Origin of the sequence: Nocardia sp. BMG111209 (assembly GCF_000381925.1) — a bacterium.
Taxonomy (GTDB): Bacteria; Actinomycetota; Actinomycetes; order Mycobacteriales; family Mycobacteriaceae; genus Nocardia.
Genome location: NZ_KB907310.1, coordinates 447,679 through 460,871, shown reverse-complemented (window position 1 = coordinate 460,871; position 13,193 = coordinate 447,679). Strand labels below are relative to the sequence as shown.

Below are 13,193 nucleotides of genomic sequence, written 5' to 3'. Positions count from 1 at the left end.
CCCCGCGCGAGCCGCGCACCGGCGAGAACGCCTATCGTGGTCACAGTGAGCAGCGGGACGACACCGCATCCCGGCCGGGCCGAGCGGCCGTCGAGCGAACCCGGCCGTCACCCCCGCCCACCCCGGCCGGACGCGCACGGCTCGGCCGCGGAGCGGCAGATCGCCGAATCCGGTGGCCGGCATCCGGCCCGGCAGGACGGACCGGCCGCGATGGGTCACGATGCACTGATGCGGCCCGGTACGGACGACGGTGACAAGGGAAGCCGGCGGGCGGAGCTGATCGCCCGCCGCGCGGCGGTGCCCGCCGAGGTGCGCGCGGCCGAGGCGGAGGTGCTGGCGGGCGCGATAACCGATCTGGTCGATCGACCGGGTGTCTGGATGGCCGGATACGTCCCGGTGGGCACCGAGCCCGGCTCGACGGCGATGCTGGACGCGCTGCGCACGGCCGGAGCCAGGGTGCTGCTGCCGCTGACCGGCCCGCCGGGACCGTTGGACTGGGCGGAGTACCGCGGGCCGAGCACGCTGTACCGGGCTCGCCGCTACGGATTGCTGGAACCGGACGGCCCGGCTCTGTCGCCGTCGGCGATCGAGCGGGCGGCGACGATTCTGGTGCCCGCGCTGGCGGTGGACCGGCGGGGTGTGCGACTGGGACGCGGCGCGGGCTATTACGACCGCACGCTGGCCGCGACGACCACGACGGCCCGGCTCGTCGCCGTGGTCCGCGACGACGAACTGGTGGATCGGCTGCCGGAGGAACCCCACGATCGGCGCATGGGCTGGGCCCTCACCCCGGGTGGCCTGCACCGGCTGGGTGCGGGCGAGCCGGGTGGCCCACCGGGAATCGTCAGGTGAACGACACTGTTGGTAAGGTTGGCACTGTCGGCTGTAGAGTGCCAAACCGACGGAGACTGTGGAGGTTCCTGTGCCTACTTACTCGTACCAGTGCACGCAGTGCGGCGATAAGTTCGACATCGTGCAGTCCTTCTCGGACGACGCCCTGACCACCTGCGAGAAGTGCAGCGGAAAGCTACGCAAGCTCTTCAATTCGGTCGGCATCGTATTCAAGGGCAGCGGCTTCTACCGCACCGACAGCCGCAACGGTTCCTCGTCGGCCACCGAGCCCGCGAAGACCAGCTCCGACTCCTCGTCCTCGTCGTCGAGCTCCTCCGACTCCTCGTCGTCGAGCAGTTCGTCGCCGAGCACTCCCGCGTCCAGCAGCAGCAGCGGCAGCACCTCGTCGGCGAGCTCCGCGGTCGCCTGATCCAGACACCGTCCGGGTCGGGCCGCAGCGGTTCCGCCGGTCCTGATCCCGATGCACGCCGGCCGGGCTCGCGGCGAGCTCCGTAGTCGCCTGATCCCGACACTCTCCGGCCGCCCGCATTCGGTGCGCCGGCCTCGGTGTCGGCCGGTGGTTCGCGACCGCGAACGGCGCCAGGCCACACAATCGGCAGCGGCTTCCGTCGGCAGCTGATACTTACCGCCCTCGAGTGCCGGTCCGCCGCCCTGTCGCACCGGATTCCGGGCATCCCCGATACCTTTCCGCACTCTCGCCACAGCCTCGCCCGGTAACAGCGGCGGCCCCGCGCGGCAGCCGCATCGGCCCCGCACGGCAGCCATTCCAGCCCTGCGCGGCAGCCATTTCAGCCCCGCGTGGCAGCAGCCATTCCAGCACCGCACAGCAGCCATTTCAGCACCGCACGGCAGCCTGTTCGGCCCCGCGCGGCAGCCTGTTCAGCCCCGCGCGGCAGCCGGATGTTCGCGCGGGACACGGTCGGCTTGTAGCGACCACTGCACCAGGTGGAAATCCGTGGTTCTCCACACCTTCCGATTCATCCACAGGGCAATGCCGACCTGCGGTTTCGTGGCGTGACCGGATCAGTGGCGGTCGTAGCGTGCCGGGGGTGAAGCGACTTCGTCTCGATACCGTTCGCCGCCGGGCTCGGCGGTCCGCAGGCATGGACCTCGGCCGGGGGCCACGGTGGGATCTGCCCGATCGGTGGCGCTCGGCGCGGCCCCGATGGGCCGACGTCGCGTTTGCCCGCAGGATGCTCGCGGTCGTTTTCGCGGCGCTGGCCGTCGTGCTGGCGGTCCGGGGCGATCCGGCGACGGGGCATGTCGAGATCGTGGTGGCGGCGCACGATCTGCCGCCGGGGCATCGGATCGCCGCGGCGGATGTGGTGCGCGCGGCCCGGCCGGCCGATACGTTGCCCGAAGGGGCGATCCGGGATGTGGCGGCCGTACTCGGCAGCACGCTCGGTACCGCGGTGCGGGCCGGGGAGGTGCTCACCGATCTGCGGGTGGTCGGGCCGCGGCTGGCAGCGGCCGCCGCCGGCACCGCCGAGGCCCGGATCGTGGCCATCCGACCTGCCGATGCGGCCGTCGCCGACGTGCTGCGGCCCGGTGATCGGGTCGATGTCATCGCCGCCGCGGAGGACGGCGAGCCCCGGGCCGGGCCGCCGCCCCGGCCGCTGGCCACCGATGCCGCGGTCGTGCTGGTCACCACCGGCGACGGCGGGCGGGGGCGGGAGCGGATGGTGTTGCTGGCGCTCGACGCGGCCCACGCACCGGCAGTCGCCGCCGCGTCGCTGCGCACCGCGGTGGCCCTGATCGTCCGTTAGAGTGCCACGGAACGTCCGATTAACCCAGAATTAGCCACTGGCCGTATCGGTCCGGGACAGGAGCCGCAATGTTGAAGGGATTCAAGGACTTCCTGCTGCGCGGGAATGTGATCGACCTGGCAGTCGCGGTCGTCGTGGGCACGGCCTTCGTCGCGATCGTCACCGCATTCACCTCCGGGATCATCAATCCGCTGCTCGCGGTGTTCGGCGGCACCGGTGAACTCGGGCTGGGCTTCCGGCTCATCTCCGACAAGCCCGCGACCTTCATCGCGGTCGGCCCGATCATCACCGCGCTGCTGAACTTCCTGGTGATCGCCGCGCTCGTCTACGGCCTGGTGATACTCCCGGCCGACAAGGCCAGGACGCGCTGGGGCGGCGGTCTCGACGACGGGGCCACGGACAACGAACTGCTGCACCAGATTCGGGACCTGCTGGCCGACGACCGGGCGAGCCGGGATCGAAGCTGAACGGGCACAACGGCTCTCGTGGTCACCGGACAGCACGAGGGCCCGGTGCGCACACCGGGCCCTCGGCCGTCGGAACAGATCCGGTCGGTGACCGACCGCTGCTTCCCCGGCCGGAAACCGGCCGGGGACAGTGGAACCGGAGAACCTCAGCCCAGGCTGAAGGGCTGGCCCCACAGGGTGATCCAGGACTGGACGTGCGCGGTCGAGATCTCCGCGGTGACGAACGAACGCGCCTGCGCGTAACCGGCGCAGCCGGTCAGGCCGATCGTCTCGTCCGCCCACGACACCGAGGCGTCGTTGCCGGTGAAGACGTTGTACGTCTTGTGGCTGTCGGCACCGAAGTCGTCGTGGCGCTCGATGTCGAGCACGTAGAACGACTGCGCCTGACCCGGTCCCAGGGTCAGGTTGGCGCCACCATCGGCGGACGCGCTCGGCGTCACCGACTGGCCGCTGCTCCAGTCCGCACCGACGGTCGGACCGCCGCTCACGCCACCGCCGGAGATGTCGACCTGGCAACCCACCACGTAACCGGGGTAGATGTTGCCGCCCACATCGCCGTCCACGCCGGAGATGTTGATGTGCGCGGTGGCCGAGGCCCACGCGTTGCGGTGCAGCGGGGTCGAGCCCAGCGACGGGTTGATGGTGGCGGACTCGCCATCGATCCAGACGTGCACCACGGTGCCGTCGGACAGGGTGCGAGTGATGTCGCCGCCCGGCAGCGGCACGAAGGTGTCGGCGTTGGCCGCACCGGTGGAGAACAAGCCGAGCGCGGCGGTCGCGACAGCGCCGGCACCGGCCGCACGAGCCATGGTCTTGCGAATATTCATGTTGGAAGTCCCTCTAGGGTGAGATCGCTTACGCGGGAATGGGTTTGCGGATTCGACCAAAACGTCAGCCGATGGAGAACGGCTGCCCGTAGAGGGTGGTCTTCGAGTAGTGATCGCCGATGACCTCGACGACGGTGTACGAGCGCGCTTGCGCGTACCCGGCACAACCCTGGACCTGAATCTCCGCATCCTGGTATTCCACGGAGTAAGTGCCCGCCGACGGAACGTCCTTCACGTCGATCATCACGAACTTCACCTCGCCGGGGCCGAGGTTCAGGCCGACCGATCCGGAAACGCTTGCGCTGGTGGCACTCAAGCTGCCGGACAGGCCGGCCGAGATCGCGTCGCTGGCGATGTTCACCTGGCAGCCGACGATGTAGCCGGTGCTGATGTTCGAGGCCAGGTGGGTGGACGAATTGTTGGACCCGCTGGAATTGCTCGGGCCGTTCCAGCCGCCCGGGGTGGCATCCGGGGCGTTCGGGATATCGGCGACGGCACTACCCGAGACCCACACGACGCGGCCGGCGCCATTGGACGCCAGCGACGGAGAGATCAGGGCGTGCTCGCCGGTCCGGGTGATGACAACGCCGTCAGGACCGATCTTCTGGCCGTCCGGCAACGGCACGAAGGCATCGGCATTGGCAGCACCCGTGGAAAACAGGCCGAAGGCGACAGCAACAGCCGCGCCGATGCCCGCGAGTTGGGCACCTCGACGCAGACCGTTGGTACGGTTCTCGCTCATACTTCCCCTCATCAGGTTTCTTACAGTCAGCCCTCGACCATCGGGGGCTGAAAAGAAGTGGTTCTTTTCACAGAGCCCAGCACAGTCTGTCGCCAGGTTGTTGCCGGCACGTAACCGACGACAAATTTCGTGCTAACTGGCAAGCCGACCGTCGGCGGAACCGGGCCAGTGTTCCGTCGAGTCGGCGCGAACGCCCTCCTGTGCCCTGAGAACCACTTGTGACACAGCCCAAGCGTGGACATTAAACGGCCGGACAACGACCTGACAACGTAAGCTGTCGTAAATAAGATGTGATCTAAATCACACCACATTCCGGCTCATCTCACCGGAATCGCACCACCGCTGTGAACAGCAGGAAAGACGCCGCGGTGGCAATCACCGAGCGCTCGTCGTGTCGAGATTCACGTCATCCGGCAATGACGTGAGATGTGGCCTCAATGCCCCCCGTGATGCGGTGGTACCTGGGATCGCAGCCAGTCGTCCGACGAGGCCGGCGGCTCGCCGTCGTGCCCGCGTTCGTCGGAAGTGGTTTGCGGCAGGGTCTCTCCGAAGATCCGCGCCAATCGCGCGGAATCCCGGACGTCCTGCGCCGGCCGCGCCGGCTCACGCCGGGAGGTGGGTTCCTCCCGGCTCGAATCCGCGGCGGCCCGATCGGTCATTCCTCGAGCCCGGACAATTCGTCGATGACCTTCGAGGCGAGCGGGCCGAGAGTTGCCATACCGTCGCGCACCGCGGCGCGGGTGCCCGGCAGATTCACCACGAGCGTACTGCCGGAAACCCCGGCCAGGCCGCGTGACAATCCGGCGTCCAGCGAACCGGCCGCCAAGCCGGACGACCGCAGCGCCTCACTGATGCCCGGCAGTTCCCGATCCAGCACCTCGGCCGTGACCTCGGGGGTGACGTCGCGCGGGGACATGCCCGTACCACCCACCGAGATGACCAGATCCACCCCGCCGATCACCGCGGTGTTGAGCGCGTTGCGAATCTCGACCTCGTCGTTGGCCACCGAGACCGACGCGTCCACCAGAAAGCCTGCCTCCGTGAGGAGTTCGGTCACCAACGGGCCTAGCGAGTCCACTCCTCCATGAGCGGTTCGATCGTCGACGACCACGACAAGGGCACGGCCCGCCACGGAGGCATCAGGTTCCATGGTGCCAACCGTAGCGTGCTCCGCTCGCTCGGCCATCTCCGCTCGGTGCTTCACGAGCCGCAGCGTCCGGGGCCGCCGATTCATCGCCCGCCCCCGTCCGCGGGCGCGGCGCCCAGGACCACATCGACGGTCTTCGGGTTCTGGCCGTTGCCGTCGGTGTAGGTCACCTTGACCTTGTCACCGGGCTGATGTGAGCGGACCGCCGCGATCAGGGCGTTGCCGGAGTCGATGATCTGATCCTCGACCTTGGTGACGATCACGCCGCCGGGAATCCCGGCCTTCGCGGCGGGACCGTCGGGGGTGATGTCCAGGATCCGCGCGCCGTTGGCATCGTCGATGGCCCGCACCGACATACCGATCTGGGCGTAGGTGGCGTGCCCGGTCCTGGTCAGCTGATCGGCCACGCGGCGGGCCTGATCGACCGGGATAGCGAAGCCCAGTCCGATCGAACCGCTCTGTGCGCCAGTGGAATCCAGGCCCCCGGCGCCCAATGTGGCTATGGCGGTGTTGATTCCGATCAGCTTGCCGTTGAGGTCCACCAGCGCGCCGCCGGAGTTGCCCGGGTTGATCGGCGCATCGGTCTGCACGGCCGAGATCACGGTGCCCTGCCCACCGGACTCGCCACTGGTCGACACCGGCCGGTTCAGCGCGGACACGATGCCGGTGGTGACCGTGCCGGCCAGGCCCAGCGGCGAACCGATCGCCACCACCGACTGGCCGACCTGCAGATCCTTCGAACTGCCCAGATCGATCGGGGTCAGACCCGCCTTGTTGGCGACCTTGATGACCGCCAGATCGGAGACCGGATCGACACCCACGACGGTGGCCGGTGACGAGGTGCCGTCACTGAACTGCACATCCATCTTGGCGTTCGCCCCGGCGCCGCTGGCGACGTGGTTGTTGGTGAGGATCATGCCGTCGGTGGAGAGGACGACCCCGGAGCCCTCCCCCTCGGCCTTACTGCTCGCCACCCGGATCATCACCACGCTCGGCAGCACCTTCTGCGCGACCGCGGGGATGCTTCCGGATGGCGCATTTGTGACACCACCACCCTTCGGCGGCGGGACGTCGAGCGCGTTGGTGACCACGCCACCGGAGGAATTCGTCGACCGCGTGGCCAGGGTGCCGACCGCACCGCCGACGCCACCGGCGACCAGCGCCAGCGCCACCGCGCCCGCCACCAGACCGGCCCGGCCGCGCCGCGGCGGCGCCGCATACGGCTGCGGACCCATCGCCGGATATCCGGCGCCGAGCGGGCCGGGCCCGCCGGGACCACCCGGACCGCCGTGCCCGCCCGGAGCCCCCGCCTGGCCGTACCCGTACGGATACGGCGGTATGGGGGCCGTCTGGCCCGTCGCCGGCTCGTACGGTGGAGTGACCGCGTACTGCGCAGTACTGCCGGGTACCGGATGCGCCGTGCCCGACCACGGCAGCGGCTTCGTCCCGGACTGCGGTTCCTGCGGACCGGCCTGCGCTTCGTGCGGCATACCCGGACGGGGATCCTCGGTCATAATTCTCGTTTCTCCTCGAGTCTGTCGCCCAGCTTGGTGACAACGACTGAGAGCGGACTGAGACGCTACTATCAGTTCTCCGAGACTGCGGGTGGAGAACCTTCACCCGGCAGCACGATACGGACCAGCGCACCGCCGCGATCAGATGTGTCGATTGTGATCGTTCCACCGTGTTTCGTCACCACTTGTTTGACAATCGCAAGCCCGAGGCCCGAGCCCGGCATCGACCGCGACGCGGTCGTGCGGTAGAAGCGCTCGAACACCAGCTCGCGTTCCGCCGGCGGGATACCCGGCCCGGCGTCGCCGACGGCGAATTCCAGCAACCCCGGCCCGGTCTCCCGCATGGTGGCCCGGACCTGTTGCCCCGCCGGGCTCCATTTCGCCGCATTGTCGAGCACGTTCAGGACCGCCCGCTCCAATCCGGCCTCGTGCCCGTAGACGAACCACGGCCGCAGTTCGGCGGCGAACTCGATACCGGACCGCCGCCGGCGCACCCGTTCCAGCGCGCGTTCGGCCACCTCACCCAGGTCGACCTGCTCGAAGACGTCCTCGGGGGCGTCCTCCCGGGCGAGATCCACGAGATCGCCGACCAGCGTGGACAGTTCCTCGATCTGCGCCACGACATCGGTGCGCAGCTCGGCCATGTCCTCGGCGGGCAGCCGCGGCGCACCGGGCCGGCCGGAGGCGATCAGCAGTTCCATATTGGTCCGCAGCGAGGTCAGCGGGGTGCGCAATTCGTGCCCGGCGTCGGCGACCAGGCGGCGCTGCCGTTCCCGGGATTCGGCCAGCGCTCGCAGCATCGAGTTGAAACTCTCGGTCAGCCGGGCCAGTTCGTCGTCGCCGGTGACCGGGATCGGGGTCAGATCGTCGGTGCGGGCGACCCGTTCGGTGGCCGCGGTCAGGCGCCCGATCGGCCGTAAACCGGTGCGGCCCACCGCGGTTCCCGCCGCGGCGGCCACCACCACCCCGCAGCCGCCGACCACGAACAGCAGCCACGCCAGCCGGTCCAGCACCTCCTGCGTGGGCTGCAATCGCTGCGAGATCACAAGGGTCGCACCGGTTTTCATGCGCTCGGCGAGTACCCGCTGATCGTGCGAGGTGCGCAGCGAGGAGACCAGCTCGCCGTGCGCGACCGCCCATTCCGCGGCGCCCAGCGGCGGATCGGTCTGCTGCGGCGGCACGTACCACTGCTCGCTGTTGGGATAGATCAGCGCGACGCCGATGTCGTTGGAGTACAGGCTGCCGATCTGCAGCATCGGCATGAAGCCGTAACTGTCGAGGTTGTTGCTGATCATCACCGTCGCGCGGGCGCGCAGTTGATTGTCGACGTCGGCGTACAGGGCCCGCGCGACCATCGTGTACGCGGTGATCGAGGTGAGCGCGACCGCGATCAGCACCACGGTGGCGGCCAGCAGCGTCACCCGCCAGCGCAGCGACACCGAACTGGTCAGCGGCGTCGGCGGGCGCATCTCGGCGCCGCCGTGCGGATGACCGTCGGTCCCCCATCCGGGGTGGCCGCCGTGGCCGTTGTGCCCGTTGTGCCCGCCGTGATTTCCGTGCCCGATACCGAGCACGGCGATCACCGGCTGCCGCGGAACCGTGCGGGCCACGTCAACACCCCACGACGGAACGAGTGACGAGACTCACGGCGGAGTCTCCCGCAACACGTATCCGACCCCCCGCACGGTGTGGATCAGCCGGGGCTCACCCTCGGCCTCGGTCTTGCGCCGCAGATAACCGATGTACACCTCCAGTGCGTTACCGGATGTGGGGAAGTCGTAGCCCCAGACCTCCTCCAGGATCCGGCCGCGAGTGAGTACCCGGCGCGGGTTGGCCATCAGCATCTCCAGCAACGAGAACTCGGTGCGGGTGAGACTGATGGCCCGCTCGCCACGGGAAACTTCCCGGGTCACCGGATCCAGGGACAGATCCGCGAATTGCATTGCCTCCGAGATCTCCGCGAGATCACCGGTGGCGGTGCGCCGCAACAGGGCCCGCAGTCGCGCGAGCAATTCTTCCAGAGCGAACGGTTTCGGGAGATAGTCGTCCGCGCCGGCGTCCAGACCCGCGACCCGTTCCGAGACCGAGTCGCGCGCGGTGAGGACCAATATCGGCAGGTCATCGCCGGTGCTGCGCAGCCGCCGGCACACCTCGAGTCCGTCCAGCCGCGGCATCATCACGTCGAGTACGAGCGCATCGGGTCGTTGACCGGCCACTTTGTCGAGTGCGTCGACCCCGTCGACCGCCAAATCGACGGAGTAGCCGTTGAACGTCAGCGACCGGCGCAGCGATTCCCGGACCGCGCGGTCGTCGTCGACTACCAGAATGCGCATGACGTCCAGTCTGACCGTGCCGACTGAGAGTCCACTGAGAAGCGCACTTGCGACACGCCACACATTCCCTGAGCGGTGACCTGCGATTATTCCGGAGGGCGATCGGTCCGATGTTGGCGTGAATGCGAAAGTCGTTGCGCCGACCTGGTATTCGAAATCCAGCACCCCGAGCGCTCGGATTGCCGTACCGGACCCCGCACGGTATGTTACCTGCGATAAAAGACGACCTCTAGTTGGTTCTCAACCCTTTGACCCGACCAGTCAATACATCACGGCCGTCCCCTTACAAATCCGACGTGGGATGAACTGAGGCGGCCTGGTTTTCGTCAGGGCTGGGTTGGAACCGGAGGCAATACGCGAGCGGAGGCGACGGAAGCGGGATGGGCACAGCACCGCGGCGATGGCAGACGAGTCTGTCCAACCTGTCCGTGACGAGCAAGGTCGGCATCGTGCTGCTCCTACCGGTCGTCCTGGCCTCGATCTTCGCGGTCCTCCGCATCAACGACGGATTGAGCAAGATCTCCGAGTTGAACGCGGCGGCCGAGCAGGTCAAGATCATTCGGCCGATGCTGGTGTTCGGTCAGGCGACCGAGCAACTGGGTCTCACGGCGATGGCGGACCAGGGCACGGGAAATGATGCGGCACTGGACAAAGTGTCGGCACACTTCGACCAGGCCGCGGCCGACCTCGACACCGCACTGCGGACGGTGCGGGCCGACAGCCAGGTCAGTACGGAATTGTCGGCGGCCGTCTCGGCCGGCCGAACCATGCGCAGTGGACTGCGTTCCAGCCCGCCGAATGTGATCGGCCAGCAGATGGACGACGTCGCAGCGCACATCCTCGGCGCGATCAACCGATCGCCGTCCGCGGAGGAGAACACCATCGAGCGGACCTTCCTCCAGCTCGGTACCACCATGACCGGCCGGCGCCTGCTGATGAATCAGTACATGCTCGCCGGCGCGATCGAGGCCGCTCCGGCGATGCGCAGCCAGTTGCTGGTCGCACTCGGCGGCGAGATGGTCATGATCGCCCAGTACCAGCAGCTCGAACCGACCAACGCGATCGGCGAGGACAAGCTGATGGCGGCGGCCCAGGCCCGGATGGCCGCATTCGGCCAGGACAAGCCGGATCAGGCGCAGGGCGCGGCGTCGCTGCAGGCCAGCCTCGACGCCTACAACCAGATCGACAGTCACCTGGTCGATTCCATCGACAGCCGCTTGGCCGCGCGGACCACGACCGCGCACTCCAGCGTGTTGCGTGACGTCGCGGTGGTGATCGCGATGCTGCTGGCCGGTCTCGCCCTCGCCCTGGCGGTCGCCCGCTCGTTGGTCGTGCCGGTGCGCCGACTGCGAAGCGGCGCACTGCAGGTCGCGCACGTCGACCTGCCCCAGGAGCTGGAGGTGGTGCGCGACGGTGGCGACACCCCGGAGATCACCCCGATCGACGTGAACACCACCGAGGAAGTCGGTCAGCTCGCCCGAGCCGTCGACGACATCCACCGCGTGGCCCTGCATCTCGCCGCCGAGCAGGCCCGTCTGCGCCTGCAGATCGGCAACATGTTCGAGACCCTCTCGCGCCGGAGCCAGTCGCTGGTGGAACAGCAGCTGACCCTGATCGAGGAACTCGAACGCGACGAGGACGATTCCGAGCGGCTGCAGAGCCTGTTCCGGCTCGACCACATGGCCACCCGCATGCGCCGTAACGGCGACAACCTGCTGGTGCTCGCCGGTACCGCGCTGCGCCGCGGTCATCTGCCGCCGGTGGCGCTCTCGGACATGCTGTGGAGTGCGGTCTCCCAGGTGGAGGACTACCAGCGGGTCGAGATCGGCGCGGTGCCGGACGGCATCGTCGCCGGTGAGCCCGCGGTCGACATCGAGCACCTGCTGGCCGAGCTGATCGACAACGCGCTGCGCTACTCGCCGCCGAGCACGCCGGTGGCGGTCTCGGTGGCCCGGGCCGTCGACGGTGGCTATCTGATCGAGATCACCGACCGCGGCCTGGGCATGTCCAGCGACGATCTGCGCGGCATCAACGAGCGGCTCGCCTCCGGTGGTGAGGTCAACATCGAAACCGCCCGCCGCATGGGTCTTTTCGTGGTCGGCCGGCTCGCGCAGCGGCACAGCATCACGGTCAGCATGCGCCGCACCTCGACCATGGCGCAGCAGCCGGGCATCACGGCGAGCGTGCACCTGCCCGGCAGCCTGGTGTCGCCGGTGCCGGACAACGCGCCCACGCCGCAGCCGATCACCTCGGCCTACCCGGCCCCGGTCGCCGCCCTCCCGGCGCCGGAACAGCCGCGGGTACTCACCGCGGTGCCGAACGTCCCGGAGCCGGCACCGGCGCCGGCCGCGTTCGGGATGACCACCTCCGGACTGCCGCAGCGCCGGCCCGCCGGGCCGGTCAGCGATATCCCGGCGCCGCAGATCACCCGCCTGACACCGGTCGGTGAGACCACCGAACCGCAGCCGGTCGGCCGATTCGGCGGCGGAATGCCCTCGCCCGCAGCCGATACCGGATATTTCACGCCGGTGGTGGACCCGGAGGGCCGTCCGGCCCCGGGCTGGGCGCCGCCGTCGCGGGCGGCCGAGCCGCCGATCGACATCTGGGCGGAGGCCGAGGATTATCCGCCCGCACCGCCGGCGCCGCCACGAGCGCCGGAGCCGCCGCGGATGCCCGAACCGGCGCCGATCGAGCGCACCACGGTGATGGCGGCCGCGCGGACCGGATATCCCGGTGTGCAACACCAACAGCAGGGGGGCCGGACCGCAGCTCCGGCCACGCAAGGGGGTCTGCGTCCGGTCGGACGCGAGGCTCCGACGCCGATCTATCAACGAATGGTCTCGGAGTGGCTGGTGGAACCGTCATCGAACAGTTCCGCGGAGGTCTGGTCGTCACCCGCCGACGCCGGCTGGGCGGCGGCAGCGGACGCGAGTAATCCATCCGCGGTCAATCACACCGTCGGCGGGCTGCCGATCCGGCAACCCGGTGCACAACTGGTGCCGGGCGGTCTGGCCCCGGCCACCGACAACTCCAACCCGGATCCCGACGAGATCCGCAACAACTTGTCCAGGCATCTGAGCGGCGTCCGCAGCGGGCGGGCCAACGCGCAGAACAACGACGGAGGCCCCGCATGAGTAGCACCTCGCAGAGCACCACCGACGAGAACCTGAACTGGCTGGTCACGCGCTTCACCCGAGACGTTCCCGGGGTTTCGCACGCTGTTCTGGTTTCCGCGGACGGCCTGCTGCAGGCCACCAGCCCGCATCTCCCGTCGGACCGCGCCGAACAGCTCGCGGCCGTCACCGCCGGGCTCGCCAGCCTGTCGGCGGGAGCGGCGCAGTTGTTCAACGGCGGCAAGGTGATGCAGTCGATCGTCGACATGCAGCGCGGCTACCTGCTGGTCATGAGCGTCGGCAACGGTTCGCACCTGGCGGTGCTGGCCAACAAGCAGCACGATATCGGCCGCATCGGCTACGAGATGGCGCTGCTGGTCGACCGGGTCGGGTCGGTGGTCCAAGCCACCGCTCGAACAGCGGTCTGAGCGT

At 69.0% G+C, this 13,193-nt stretch carries 13 protein-coding genes; 6 read left to right on the top strand and 7 right to left on the bottom strand.

The features are described 5' to 3' along the window. Positions 1-45 precede the first annotated feature (45 nt). The 4 genes from G361_RS46340 to mscL all read left to right on the top strand — a co-directional run bounded on the left by G361_RS46340 (position 46) and on the right by mscL (position 3,085). Positions 46-852, top strand: a complete 807-nt coding sequence (locus G361_RS46340) for a 5-formyltetrahydrofolate cyclo-ligase (protein WP_019932801.1) — start codon at positions 46-48, stop codon at positions 850-852. Between the two features lie 70 nt (positions 853-922). After that, the gene (locus tag G361_RS48935; RefSeq protein ID WP_081635796.1) at positions 923-1,261 is read left to right on the top strand and encodes an FmdB family zinc ribbon protein; all 339 of its coding nucleotides are present in this window, start codon (positions 923-925) and stop codon (positions 1,259-1,261) included. A gap of 784 nt (positions 1,262-2,045) precedes the next feature. After that, the gene (locus tag G361_RS0140100) at positions 2,046-2,618 is read left to right on the top strand and encodes an SAF domain-containing protein (RefSeq protein ID WP_019932798.1); all 573 of its coding nucleotides are present in this window, start codon (positions 2,046-2,048) and stop codon (positions 2,616-2,618) included. A gap of 68 nt (positions 2,619-2,686) precedes the next feature. Further along, positions 2,687-3,085, top strand: coding sequence for a large conductance mechanosensitive channel protein MscL (gene mscL, locus G361_RS46335; protein WP_019932797.1), 399 nt, complete (start codon positions 2,687-2,689; stop codon positions 3,083-3,085). Positions 3,086-3,231: 146 nt separating this feature from the next. Here mscL and G361_RS0140090 read toward each other — a convergent pair whose 3' ends face one another. From G361_RS0140090 to G361_RS0140060, 7 genes are all read right to left on the bottom strand, one after another. After that, complete coding sequence (locus G361_RS0140090; protein WP_019932796.1) at positions 3,232-3,912, bottom strand: MspA family porin; 681 nt, start codon at positions 3,910-3,912, stop codon at positions 3,232-3,234. A 64-nt stretch (positions 3,913-3,976) separates the two neighbouring features. Beyond that, positions 3,977-4,654, bottom strand: a complete 678-nt coding sequence (locus G361_RS0140085) for an MspA family porin (protein ID WP_019932795.1) — start codon at positions 4,652-4,654, stop codon at positions 3,977-3,979. Positions 4,655-5,088: 434 nt separating this feature from the next. Beyond that, positions 5,089-5,313, bottom strand: coding sequence for a hypothetical protein (locus G361_RS50615; protein ID WP_019932794.1), 225 nt, complete (start codon positions 5,311-5,313; stop codon positions 5,089-5,091). Next, positions 5,310-5,804: a molybdenum cofactor biosynthesis protein B gene (locus G361_RS0140075; protein ID WP_036496602.1), complete on the bottom strand. Its 495-nt coding sequence runs from the start codon at positions 5,802-5,804 to the stop codon at positions 5,310-5,312. The genes G361_RS50615 and G361_RS0140075 overlap by 4 nt, the downstream gene beginning before the upstream one ends. Before the next feature lie 80 nt (positions 5,805-5,884). Further along, on the bottom strand, positions 5,885-7,315 hold the full coding sequence (locus G361_RS46330) for a S1C family serine protease (RefSeq protein ID WP_019932792.1): 1,431 nt from the start codon (positions 7,313-7,315) through the stop codon (positions 5,885-5,887). Positions 7,316-7,386: 71 nt separating this feature from the next. Further along, the gene (locus G361_RS0140065; protein WP_052173037.1) at positions 7,387-8,784 is read right to left on the bottom strand and encodes a HAMP domain-containing sensor histidine kinase; all 1,398 of its coding nucleotides are present in this window, start codon (positions 8,782-8,784) and stop codon (positions 7,387-7,389) included. Positions 8,785-8,958: 174 nt separating this feature from the next. Continuing rightward, complete coding sequence (locus G361_RS0140060) at positions 8,959-9,648, bottom strand: response regulator transcription factor (RefSeq protein ID WP_019932790.1); 690 nt, start codon at positions 9,646-9,648, stop codon at positions 8,959-8,961. A gap of 380 nt (positions 9,649-10,028) precedes the next feature. Between G361_RS0140060 and G361_RS0140055 the strand changes: the two genes are divergently transcribed. Both G361_RS0140055 and G361_RS0140050 read left to right on the top strand, forming a co-directional pair. Next, entirely contained in the window at positions 10,029-12,782 is a 2,754-nt protein-coding gene (locus G361_RS0140055; protein ID WP_019932789.1) for an ATP-binding protein, read from the top strand. Continuing rightward, the gene (locus G361_RS0140050) at positions 12,779-13,189 is read left to right on the top strand and encodes a roadblock/LC7 domain-containing protein (protein ID WP_019932788.1); all 411 of its coding nucleotides are present in this window, start codon (positions 12,779-12,781) and stop codon (positions 13,187-13,189) included. The genes G361_RS0140055 and G361_RS0140050 overlap by 4 nt, the downstream gene beginning before the upstream one ends. The last annotated feature ends 4 nt before the right edge of the window (positions 13,190-13,193 follow it).

Coding starts and splice junctions, on each gene's coding strand:
- G361_RS50615 (WP_019932794.1), bottom strand. CDS start 5,313: ATGACCGATCGGGCCGCCGCGGATTCGAGCCGGGAGGAACCCACCTCC.
- G361_RS0140090 (WP_019932796.1), bottom strand. CDS start 3,912: ATGAATATTCGCAAGACCATGGCTCGTGCGGCCGGTGCCGGCGCTGTC.
- mscL (WP_019932797.1), top strand. CDS start 2,687: ATGTTGAAGGGATTCAAGGACTTCCTGCTGCGCGGGAATGTGATCGAC.
- G361_RS0140100 (WP_019932798.1), top strand. CDS start 2,046: ATGCTCGCGGTCGTTTTCGCGGCGCTGGCCGTCGTGCTGGCGGTCCGG.
- G361_RS0140085 (WP_019932795.1), bottom strand. CDS start 4,654: ATGAGCGAGAACCGTACCAACGGTCTGCGTCGAGGTGCCCAACTCGCG.
- G361_RS0140075 (WP_036496602.1), bottom strand. CDS start 5,804: ATGGAACCTGATGCCTCCGTGGCGGGCCGTGCCCTTGTCGTGGTCGTC.
- G361_RS0140065 (WP_052173037.1), bottom strand. CDS start 8,784: ATGCGCCCGCCGACGCCGCTGACCAGTTCGGTGTCGCTGCGCTGGCGG.
- G361_RS0140050 (WP_019932788.1), top strand. CDS start 12,779: ATGAGTAGCACCTCGCAGAGCACCACCGACGAGAACCTGAACTGGCTG.
- G361_RS0140060 (WP_019932790.1), bottom strand. CDS start 9,648: ATGCGCATTCTGGTAGTCGACGACGACCGCGCGGTCCGGGAATCGCTG.
- G361_RS0140055 (WP_019932789.1), top strand. CDS start 10,029: ATGGGCACAGCACCGCGGCGATGGCAGACGAGTCTGTCCAACCTGTCC.
- G361_RS46330 (WP_019932792.1), bottom strand. CDS start 7,315: ATGACCGAGGATCCCCGTCCGGGTATGCCGCACGAAGCGCAGGCCGGT.